Origin of the sequence: Acrocarpospora corrugata (assembly GCF_009687845.1) — a bacterium.
Lineage (GTDB): Bacteria > Actinomycetota > Actinomycetes > Streptosporangiales > Streptosporangiaceae > Acrocarpospora > Acrocarpospora corrugata.
The window spans coordinates 1-11,326 of the sequence record NZ_BLAD01000146.1; the positions used below are offsets into that span (position 1 = coordinate 1).

The window sequence follows — 11,326 nt, forward strand, 5'->3', positions numbered from 1 at the left end:
GAGGTGTTCGGCGGGGAGAGGGGCGGCGGCGACCCAGGCGGGGAGCCGGAGGGGGAGGTCGATTTCGGCGGTGAGGTCGTAGGTGCGGTCGGCGCGGGCCTGGCGGGCTCGGGCGATCCATTGCGGCACCTCCGACAGCCAGGCGTGGGCCTGGTCGTGGGTGGTGCCGGGAACGAAGCCGACAGTGCCCTTGTCGGCGGCGTAGTCGGCGTCCAGGAGGGCTTCGCCGAGGGTCTGCAGGACGAACGCGTTCCAGGCGGCCAGGAGCTGGCTGCTCACGGCGGAGCTGGCCGCCCATGGCGTGATCTGGTCCATGACCTGTTCCTCGCGGACCTGCTCGGCGGCCATCAACTCGTCGTACGCGGCCCGGCCGGCACTGCGGAGCGCCTCCAGCGTGACCGCGTCCCGCTCACCCGCGAGCGCGGCGCGCAGCTTGGCGGCTAGCGGCGGTTTCGATGGATACGCCACGGAATCCTCCGGCGCTGGGCAGTCAAGATCAGCCACTCTAGATACCCGCCCCGGCACCGGCCCAGATCCACTGAGCACGCTATTCAGAGAGGACCACTCTCGACGTTCGCAGGAACCACTCTGGACGTTCGTTCGCAGGACCCGCTCCGGACATTCGCAGGGACCGCACTGGAGATCCGCAGGACCCGCACTGGAGATTCGCAGGGACCGCACTGGAGATCCGCAGGGACCGCACTGGAGATCCGCAGGACCCGCACTGGAGATTCGCAGGGACCCGCTCTTGGCCTGGAGGGCGGTTCTACGGCGCCCCTTCTTGACCCGGAGAGGGCTCGGTGACACCTGCTTTCGACCCGGGGAATGTTCGTGCCCGCTCTTGACCCGGGGAAGGTTCGATGCCGCTTTCGACCTGGGAAGGCTCGATGTGGATCATTCGGATGGAGATGCCTCACGAGCGGAGACTTCGGGCAGATATGGAGTTCAGGCGGATGGGGAGATGGATCGGGCCGGGGCGCCGATATGCGGTGGCCCGGCCCGGGGTGGTGTCGAGGTGGGTGGTGATGCTTCGGGAAATGGCCGATCCAGAAGTCTCACCATATTTGCTGATATTTCGTCTCCAGGGGAGGTTTGGAACGGTCCAGGCTATTAGGCGGCCGAGCCGCCCTCGGCCAGGGTCAGGAAGTCCTGGGCCATGGCGGGGAGGCGCTTGCGCGCGTGCACGATTGCGATGATCTTCCGGACTGAGGGGTCGAGGGAGCGGACCACCAGGCCGGCGCGGGTGGCCTGTTCGGCCATGCCGCGGTACCAGAGCAGGGACGCCTTCCCGTCCCGTACGGCGGGCAGCCACCGCGCCCGTTCGTCCGACTCGATCGCGGGGATCGGGCGGACGCCGTACGTGGCGAAGATCTGGTCGAACTCCTTGCGGCGGGGGCTGCCGGGCGAGGGCAGCACCAGGCGCATGCCGTTGAGGCGGTTCATCGGGATGGGGTCGGGGAGGTCGAGGCCCGGCGGCGAGATCAGCACGATCTCCTGGCGCTCCAGGGGATGGCTGATCAGGTCGGTGGGCACCGGCAGGTCGGTCAGCCCGAGGTCGGCTCGCTGCTCGCGGACGGCGCTGACCACGCTTTCGCGGCCGTCGCAGCGGACGATGTGCACGCGGATGCCGGGATGCTCCGCCACGTAGGCGGGCAGTAGGCGTCCGGCGAGCCCCGGTTCCAGGCTGGGGGTGGAGGCGATCCGGAGTTCGGCGCCCGTGGTGTGCGAGTGGGTGGCGAGGGCCTCGATCTCCCGGACGGCGTCGAGCGCCTCCCGGGCGAGTTTGACGACCCGCCGCCCTTGTGCGGTGACGACCACGCCACGACCGGACCGGGCGAACAGCGTCATCCCGAGCTCGCGCTCCAGATCCCGGATTGCGCGGGATAGAGCGGGTTGAGCGATGTAGAGGGATCTGGCCGCGTCGGTCATGGTGCGGTGCTCCGCGGTGGCTACCACGTAACGGAGCTGCTGCAGATTCATGCCAAAAACGCTAGGGCAGAGCAGGCCGGTGATTCCGGAACATCGCAGAGATCACCTCGCCTGATTACGGATTGTGCCCGTTCGCTGCTACATCCGTGACGGATGTGAAATGGGTATTGTTCTGCCCATTCTCGCGCAAAGGGGTAGACGTTGGGGCCGCAGAACCCGTACCCGCCATCGGGCAGCCATCCCTACGGTCAGCCGCCCCACCAGCCCCAGCCGAACCAGCCTCCGCCCGGCGGCCCCCGGCAGAGCCCGCCCCAATCGCCCCACCAGCCGCAGCCTTCGCCGGGCGGTCCGCAGCAGAACCCGCCCGTACCACCCCATCAGCCCCAGCCGAACCAGCCTTCGCGGGGCGGTGCGCAGCAGAATCCGCCCGTACCGACCCACCAGTCCCAGCAGCCGCCGGGATCGGGAAGGTTCGTCCCGGCGAGGCCGCCGGCGCGTAGGGCGCCGGGTCCATTCTTACCGGGTCAGCCGGGTGGGACCGTACAGCCGCAGGGGCCGTTCTTTCCGCAGGGGGCGCGGCCCGCGCCGCAAGGGCCCTATGGGCCGCCGCGGCACACGCCGCCGCACTGGCGTCCGCCGCGGCGCAAGTCGAGTGCGGGAGTGATCGTCGGGGGGTTGCTGGGGCTGGGGGCGTTCGTGCTCGCGGTGCTGATCGTGAGCGCGGCCCTGATGGACAACGCGCGCGGGCCGGTGACCACCGCCCAGGCGGATCGGCCCCGGGGCACCACCGAAACCGGACGGCCCGGCACGGAACCGCAGGCGAAGCCGGCCGTCAAGCTGGACCGGTCGCTGAAGAAGAACACGCTCTACCAGGTGGGGGCGCTGCCGCGGACGCGGTGCCCGGCGGGGAACGCCGACATCAACTCGCACGGCCAGCTCAAAGCCCTGATCATCAAGACCGGCGCGTGCATGGGCCGGGCGTGGAAGCCGCGGCTGGAGAAGGCGGGGATCCCGTTCAGCCCGCCGAAGTACGCGATCGTGGCCAGGTCGGGCCGGGGCGCGTGCGGGGACTTCCCGATGCGGGGCAGCATCGTGCCCTACTACTGCCCGTCCAACACCACGATCTACGCGTCCACGTCGGCGATGGCCAAGGGGAAGGGCGACGCACGCGGATACGGCTCGATCGTGAGCTGGCACGGCGGGATCATCGGCATGATGGCCCACGAGTACGGCCACCACGTCCAGTACCTCACCGGCCTCTCGCACACCCGCCAGGAGCAGAACAACCTGGCGACTTCGGAGAACCAGCGGCTGGCGATCAGCCGGCGGTTCGAGCTGCAGGCCAACTGCCTCAGCGGCATGTTCATGCGCTCGGTCTCGTCGACCTACCCGATCCCGGCCAACCGCCGCCAGAACCTGTTCTACTTCTTCTCCAACGTCGGCGACTGGCCGGGCTACCCGCGCGACCACGGCTCCCCCGCGAACAGCGGCGCCTGGTTCCGCCAGGGCTGGCAGCGCCAGCACGCCTACCAGTGCAACACGTGGGCGGTCAGTTCCTCATCAGTGTCGTGATCACCACAACATCATCACGGCCGCCGCGACATTGCCCGGGCAGTTGCACAGCCGTTAGCCGTCTTATAGGAGATTTCAAGTATTGCTTCCTAGGCTTGTGTCAGTCTTGTCCAGTTATGGGGGCTAGAATCCCTGGTCATTGCCGGGGCATTAGCTGATAGATGGGAGCGGTCTGCCATGCGACGTGGGGGAGGCGCAGAGGACGAGGGCCGTCCACGGCGGACTCGCAGGCGTCCGGTCCCGCGCGACCAGCAGCCGGCGCACGACCCGGCCGGGGGCCAGCCGCCGCAGCAGCAGCCGCCCCGGCCGTACCCCGTTCCCGAGCGGCCGCAGGAGCAGCCGCCCGGCCGGCCGCCGCAGTCACGGCGGCGCGGCGGGTCGAACCGGGCCGCTGAGGAGACCGCCACGGCTCCGCCGCAGAGCGCCCACCCGACCGGTCCCCCGCCCCCCGAACATGCCGCCATGGGGCATGACAACCCCGGGCAAGAGGGTCCGCGGCGGGCGGGCGGCAGAGCGCCCCGGTACGCGCGGCCGATGTCCACCGGCGCGATCATCGGCTGGACCGTGCTGTCCGCGTTCGTCCCCGGCGCGGCTCATCTGCGCAGCGGCAACCGGCGCGGCGGCATCATCCTGCTCGGCGTGTTCGCGCTGATCCTGATCGCCGGCGTCGTGTACGGCCTGCAGTTCGTCGGCAACGTCGGCGCGGCCATCCGGGAGAGCACCCTCGTCACGGTCACCATCGCCGCCGCCGTGCTGGCGCTGGCCTGGTTCGTGCTGGTGCTGCTGTCGTACATCACGCTCGGGCCTGACCGGCTTCCCCAGTCGGGGCAGATCATCTCCGGCATCGTGGTGGGTGTGCTGTGCGTGTCGGTGATGGCGCCGTTCGCGCTCACCGCGACCACCGTCAACAGCACTCAGGAGTTCCTGGACGCGTTCCCGTCCGACAAGGGGAACCCGACCGCGATCCCGGTCAAGGCCGAGGATCCGTTCAACGGGCGCAAGCGGGTCAACTTCCTGCTCATCGGCGGCGACGCGGCCGGCAACAGGACCGGCGTGCGCACCGACTCGATGACCGTGGCCAGTGTGAACATCGCGACCGGGAACACGGTGCTGTTCAGCCTGCCGCGCAACCTGCAGCACGTGTACTTCTCCGAGCGCAGCCCGCTGCACAAGCAGTTCCCGGACGGCTTCCGCCGCGAGCTCCCGAACGGCGGCCTGCTCAACGAGGTGTGGCAGTACGCGGAGGACTACCCCAACCTGGGGGTACGCGGGCCTGAGGCGCTCAAGGACGCGATCGGCACCACGCTCGGGCTGCACATCGACCACTACGCGATGGTCGACATGTTCGGCTTCGCCGCGCTGATCGACGCCATCGGCGGCCTCAAGATCCGCGTCACCCAGGACGTCAAGTACGGCGGCAAGTTCGGCACCGCCGGCACCATCCCGGCGGGCTACCGCCTCCTGTCCGGCGAGCAGGTGCTCTGGTACGGGCGGTCCCGGGTGAACAGCGATGACTTCAGCCGGATGGCGCGGCAGCGCTGCGTGATCGGCGCGCTCGCCCAGCAGGCCAGCCCGGCCGTGGTGCTGGCCAACTTCACGAAGATCATCCGGGCGGCGAAGCGGCTGTTCCGGACGGACATCCCGCGCGAGATGCTGGAGCACCTGGTCGATCTGGGCGTGAAGATCAAGGGCGCGAAGATCACCAGTACCCAGTTCGTGCCGCCGCAGATCTGGCCCGGCAGCGCCGACTGGGAAAAGATCAAGAAGCTGACGGCCACGGCCATCCGCAAGTCGATGACCACCACCCCGGTCGTCGCCTCGGCCACCCCGTCCGGAGCCGTGACCGCCAGCACCCCCACGGCCACGGCCACGCCGTCGGTGACGCCGTCCGGTTTGGCCACGCCTACCCCGAACAAGAACACCGCGGACCAGACGCTGTCGGAGATCTGCGGCTTCTAGCCCCACTCATTGGCTATCCGGCGCCGATCACCACCGCGCCGGTACTCGCCATACCGGCACCAGGTAAGCGCGGATGGGCATGAAGAAGGGCCGATCCTCGGCGCAGGACCGGCCCTTCGGATGAGGGCTGACTCGGGGTCAGCGTGGGGTGGGGGCAGCCGCCCCGGGGGTTACTTGGTGATGGTCACGGTGTCGATGTCGAACAGGTTCCCTGCGCCGCCGACGAAGACCAGGTAGAGCGTGCCCGACACGTTTCCGGTCAGGTTGGTGGACCTGGACTGGAAGGTGTCCCAGCTGCCGGTGTTGATCAGCGGGATCGAGCCCAGCAGGGTGCCGGTCTGCGAGCCTGAGCGGATCTGGACCGTGCCGCCGGAGCCGGCCGAGGAGAAGCGCACGCTGGCCGTCTTGGCTCCCGAGGTGTTGACCTGGGAGTAGGCGGTCCAGTCGCCGTTCTCGATGTGGCCGGCGGTGAGGCCGCCGCTGGCGGGGCCGTGGGTGGCGTTGGTGACGCCGCTCTGCGCGCTCCACGCTTCGCCTTCGACCGTGATGGTCTGCGGCGGGGTGCCCCGGGTCAGCGTGATCGTGTCGATGTCGAACAACGCGCCGGCCCCGCCGGTGAAGGTGAGGAACAGCGCGCCGGTGCCGGTGCCGTTGAGCGTCGTGGTGACGTTCTGGAAGGTGTCCCAGCTGCCGGTGTTCGGGATCGCCACGGTGCCGAGGACCGGGCCGGTCTGCGAGCCCGACCTGATCGTGACGGTGCCGCCGGGGCCGCCGGAGGAGATCCTGGCGGTGAAGCCGGTGGCGTTGACGGTGCTGAGCGTGGAGTAGCCGGCCCAGTCGCCGTTGTCGATGTAGCCGACGGTCAGGCCACCGCTGGCGGCGGCGTGACCGGCGGTCTGCACGCCGGACTGCGAGGTGAACGCCTCACCCTCGGCCGTGTTCTGGGTGGGCGGCGGGCCGCCCAGCTCCTTGATCCGGATGTTCCGGAACGACACGTCGTCGCCGGTCCCGTGGTTCTGGATCCCGATGTAGCCGGAGGTCAGCGAACGCGCGGGGTCGGTGTTGGTGAAGTCGTTGATCTGCCGGCCGTTCAGGTAGACCCGGACCCGCTCGCCCTCGACCAGGAGCTCGTAGGTGTTCCAGGCCCCGGGCGGGTTGAGCGCGGCGTCCCGGGCGGCGACGTCGGCCGACTTGAAGCCGTAGATCGAGCCCGTGGTCTTGTCCGCTGTGTCGGTGGCGTCGATCTGGACCTCGTGGCCCTGGTTGATCGCCGACTGCGGGTCGGTCGGGGTCGGGAAGCCGAGGAGGATGCCCGAGTTGTCGTCGCCGGGCATCGTCCAGTCCAGCTTCAGCGAGTACGAGCCGTACTGCTTGGCCGAGTACCAGAGCATGCCCATGCCGCCGACGGAGGTCAGCGTGTTGTTGGTGTTGGTGAAACTGCCGGGCCCGTTCTGGGTCCAGCCGGTGGTGGAGCCGTTGTAGATGGTGGTGTAGCCGCTCTCCACCCGGCAGTCCTGTTTGGCCCAGCCGGCCGCGTACCGGATGCCGCCGAGCAGGAGGGTGCGGAACGCCGCCTCCGCGTAGCTGGCCTGGGTGTGGCCGAGGCCGGTGTAGAACGAGCGCCCGTTGCTCTGCGTCTTACACCAGGTGATCGGGTGGTCGGCGCCCATGCCGCCGCCGGTGTAGCTGCCCTCGTCCAGGTTCTGGAGGACCTTGGCGACGGTGCGGGGGTTGGTGCGGTAGTTGTACCACTCGTCGGAGCGGGACCAGGTCGGGCCGAGGTGCGCGGTCGCGGCGTGCGAGCGGTCCTCGGTCCGTACAGTGGCGGTCTGGATGGCCGGGTGGCTGTTGAAGTAGCCGCCGACCAGCTGGCCGTAGAACGGCCAGTCGTACTCGGTGTCGGCCGCGGCGTGCACGCCGACGTACCCGCCGCCGCCGTTGATGTAGTTCTCGAAGACGGTCTGCTGGGCCGCGTTCAGGACGTCGCCGGTGGTGCTCATGAAGACGACGGCCTTGAAGTTGGCCAGGTTGGCCGCGGTGAAGAAGTTGGCGTCCTCGGTGGCGGTGACGGTGAAGTTGTTCGCCGCCCCGAGGTCGCGCACCAGCTGGATGCCCTGCGGGATGGAGTCGTGCCGGAACCCGGCGGTCTTGGAGAAGACCAGGACCTGGTACGCCGGGTCGGCGGCGTGCGCCGCGGTCGGCACGGCCAGGACGGCGGCGGCCGCGACGAGCGTGGCTACGGCTAATCTAAGCCGTTTCATCACGTGCCTCCTACTTGGTGATGGTGACGGTGTCGATGTCGAACAGGTTCCCTGCGCCGCCCACGAAGACCAGGTAGAGCGTCCCCGACACGTTGCCGGTCAGGGTCGTGGTCGCGTTCTGGAAGGTCTCCCAGCCGCCGGTGTTCGGGAGCGTGATCGAGCCCAGCAGGGTGCCGGTCTGCGAGCCGGACCGCACCTGCACGGTGCCGCCCGCCCCGGCCGAGGAGAACCGCACGCTGGCCGTCTTGGCTCCCGAGGTGTTCAGCTGGGAGTAGGCGGTCCAGTCGCCGTTCTCGATGTGCCCGGCGGTCAGGCCGCCGCTGGCCGGCGCGTGGGTGGCGTTGGTGACGCCGCTCTGCGCGCTCCACGCCTCGCCCTCGATCGTGGTGCTGGTGCCCCGGGCGATCGAGAAGGTGTCGATGTCGAACAGCGCGCCGGCCCCGCCGGTGAAGGTGAGGAACAGCGACCCGGTGCCCGCGCCGTTGAGCGTGGTGGACACGTTGGCGAAGGTGTCGAAGCTGCCGGTGTTCGCCACCGCGACCGTGCCCAGGACCGGGCCGGTCTGCGAGCCGGAGCGGATGGTGATCGTGCCGCCGGGGCCGCCGGAGGAGACCCGGGCGGTGAAGCCTGTGCCGCCGACCGTGGTCACCTGCGAGTAGCCGGCCCAGTCGCCGTTGTCGATGTAGCCGACGGTCTGGCCGCCGCTGGCCGCCGCGTGACCGGCCGTCTGCACGCCGGACTGCGAGGTGAAGGCCTCACCCTCGATGGTGCCGGCCGGCGGCGCGCTGGTGGTGTTGAGGGTGAACGCGTCCAGGTCGAACAGGTTGCCCTGCCCGGTGGCGCCCTTGAAGACCAGGAACAGGGTGGTCTGCCCGGCCGGCTTGTTGGTCAGGTTGGCGCTGACGTCGACGAAGGTGTCCCAGCCGCCGGTCGGGGCCACGGTGGCGGTGCCCATCAGGGTGCCGGTGGCCGAGCCCGCGCGGACCTCCAGGGTGCCGCCGACGCCGCCGGAGGAGACCCGGGCGGTGATGCTGTTGGCGTTGGAGACGTTGTACGGCGTGAACGAGATCCAGTCGTTGTTGTCGACGAAGCCGACCGTGGTGCCGCCTTCGGCGGGGCCGTGGGTGGCGGCCTGGATGCCGTTCATGGCGCCGTAGTGCTCGGCCTGCCGGTGCTTCGGCTGGGTGATCCGCTCGCTGGTGGCGTTCAGGCCGCCGTTGTCGGTGTAGTCGGCGACGAAGACGCCGTAGAGGTTGGCGGCGGCGTCGTGCTCACCGTCGGAGGGCACGGTCAGCGTGCCGCTGCAGCCGTTCTGCTGGGTGATCTGGTGGCGGTGGCTGTCGTGGCCGAGCAGGTAGGTGAGGCGCACCCGGGAGCAGGTGATCGTCCCGTCCTGCGGGTCGGTGACCGTGATCGTGTACGGCACGCCGTCGCCGAAGCTGAACAGCTGCCCGTTGTTGGGCAGGTTGAGGGTGACCGTCGGCGCGGTGTTGCCGACCGTGATCGTCACGTTCGACGTGGCCGGCAGGTTCTGCGGGTCGCGCACGGTCAGGGTCACGTTGTAGGTGCCGTTGGCGGTGAAGGTGTGGCTCGGGTTGGCGGCCGTCGAGTTGGCCGTGCCGTCGCCCCAGTTCCACGAGTAGCTGAGCGCGCCGCCCTCGGGGTCAGAGCTGCCCGCGGAGGAGAACGCGACGGTCAGCGGGGCCAGGCCGGAGGTCGGGGTGCCCGCCGCCTTGGCGATCGGGTTCCGGTTGGTGCCGCCGATGTACTCCACCCGCCACAGCGCCTGGTTGTTGGAGCCGGTGCCGTAGTCGAGCACGTAGAGCGCGCCGTCGGGGCCGAAGGCCATGTCCATGACCTGGGTGCCGGTCCACGGGAGTCCGGAAATTTCACCGTATCCGCCGGTTGACGTGACCGCGATGGCCTTGATCCAGCGGCGGCCGTACTCGCCGGCGAAGAAGCGGCCGTCGAGGGACTGCGGGAACTTGACCGTGGAGGTGGAGGCCGCGTCGTAGCGGTAGACCGGGCCGCCCATCGGGGACTCGGAGCCGCCGCCGAACTCGGGCGGGGAGCCGGCTTCGCCGCCGTACCGGATCCAGGCGGGCTTGGCGGCCGGGAGGGTGGTCAGGCCGGTGTTGCGGAAGGAGTTGTTGGTCGGGCCGCCCGCGCAGTTGTACTTGGCCTGCGAGGGACCGCTCGGGAAGGTGTACTCGTTGTACGTCTCCGCGGTCGTGTTGCTGCCGGTGCAGTACGGCCAGCCGTAGTTGCCCGCCGAGGTGATCCGGTTGAACTCGACCTGGCCGCCGGGGCCCCGGTTGGCGACGGCTCCGCCCGCGTCCGGGCCGTAGTCGCCCAGGTAGACGATGCCGGTGGCCTTGTCGACCGACATCCGGAACGGGTTGCGGAAGCCCATGCCGTAGATCTCGGGACGGGTGTTGGCGGTGCCAGGGGCGAACAGGTTCCCGGCCGGGATGGTGTAGGAGTTGCCGTCCGCGGCCGGCTTGATCCGGATCAGCTTGCCGCGCAGGTCGTTGGTGTTGCCGGAGGAGCGCTGCGCGTCGAACTGCGGGTTGCGGTTGGTGCGCTCGTCGATCGGCGTGTACGACTGGGACTCGAACGGGTTGGTGTCGTCGCCGGTGGTCAGGTAGAGGTTACCGGCGGCGTCGAAGTCGATGTCACCGCCCGCGTGGCAGCACTGGCCGCGGTCGTTGTCGACCCGGAGCACGATCTTCTCGCTGGCCATGTCGAGCGTGTTGCCCGTGGTCAGGGTGAAGCGGGACAGGTAGAACTGGCCCTTCCAGGTGTTCCAGTCGGTCTGGGTGCCGGTGGTGGGCGCGTCCCCGTTGGGGGTGGACAGCCGCGGCGAGTAGTAGAGCCAGATGAACCGGTTGGTGGCGAAGCCGGGGTCCACGGCGACGCCCTGGAGGCCCTCCTCGTCGTGGGTGTACACGTTGAGGGTGCCGGCGAGGGAGGTGTTGCCGGCGGCGTCGGTGATCCGTACCTGGCCGCTTCTGGCGGTGTGGATCACCGAGCGGTTCGGCATCACGGCGAGCGACATGGCTTCGCCCAGTTCGCCGGACCCGGAGGCCAGCGAGACCTGCTGGTAGTCGGCGGCGGGCAGATCGGCCGCCAGCGCCGGAGCGGCGGGGACGACGCTGCCGGTGGCGACCAGAACGGCCGCCACGGCCAGCCGGGCCCACAGCCTCGGATGTGGTCGTGACATGGGGGGTGTCCTTCCTGACCTGGGTATCAGTCAGGCAAGGCGCGCGCCGCCGCGCTTGTTGCCGTCGTGCTTTGCGGTGGGGCGGAACGACTGAAAGACAAGACGGGTGCCACGTCTGTAGCCTGCGTCTTTCTGTCGGTTTCTTGCGAGCACAGGGAAGAATTTACCGCTTTCTAACATACCAGTCATCGCTGTGTACACCCCCGCTGCCACAACGTCCCAAAATCCGGCCGTGTTACGCAAGTGTTACCTGCACGAAGCGCTTCGACGCTTGCGCGGCTACGCAAGAACATCATTTAATTCGGCGCGCCATGCAAATTAATCCGCTCGGAGGGTCGACTTCCTGAGCGGATCCCGCAACCTTTACACCCCCCAGGAGGAC

At 69.3% G+C, this 11,326-nt stretch carries 6 protein-coding genes; 2 read left to right on the top strand and 4 right to left on the bottom strand.

Annotation, left to right across the window (positions count from 1 at the left end):
• A partial coding sequence (locus Acor_RS41255; protein ID WP_218034821.1) for a hypothetical protein occupies positions 1–468 on the bottom strand: 468 nt, incomplete at its 3' end.
• A gap of 642 nt (positions 469–1,110) precedes the next feature.
• A complete protein-coding gene (locus tag Acor_RS41260; protein WP_155342201.1) occupies positions 1,111–1,980 on the bottom strand; it encodes a LysR family transcriptional regulator in 870 nt (289 codons plus the stop codon).
• A 609-nt stretch (positions 1,981–2,589) separates the two neighbouring features.
• Here Acor_RS41260 and Acor_RS41265 point away from each other — a divergent pair.
• Positions 2,590–3,501: a neutral zinc metallopeptidase gene (locus Acor_RS41265; RefSeq protein ID WP_155342202.1), complete on the top strand. Its 912-nt coding sequence runs from the start codon at positions 2,590–2,592 to the stop codon at positions 3,499–3,501.
• 177 nt (positions 3,502–3,678) lie between these two features.
• Positions 3,679–5,460: an LCP family protein gene (locus Acor_RS41270; RefSeq protein ID WP_155342203.1), complete on the top strand. Its 1,782-nt coding sequence runs from the start codon at positions 3,679–3,681 to the stop codon at positions 5,458–5,460.
• Between the two features lie 170 nt (positions 5,461–5,630).
• Here the strand turns inward: Acor_RS41270 and Acor_RS41275 are convergent, their stop codons facing one another.
• Both Acor_RS41275 and Acor_RS41280 read right to left on the bottom strand, forming a co-directional pair.
• A complete protein-coding gene (locus tag Acor_RS41275) occupies positions 5,631–7,721 on the bottom strand; it encodes a ThuA domain-containing protein (RefSeq protein WP_155342204.1) in 2,091 nt (696 codons plus the stop codon).
• A 10-nt stretch (positions 7,722–7,731) separates the two neighbouring features.
• Positions 7,732–10,944, bottom strand: a complete 3,213-nt coding sequence (locus Acor_RS41280; protein ID WP_155342205.1) for a carbohydrate-binding protein — start codon at positions 10,942–10,944, stop codon at positions 7,732–7,734.
• Between the last annotated feature and the right edge of the window lie 382 nt (positions 10,945–11,326).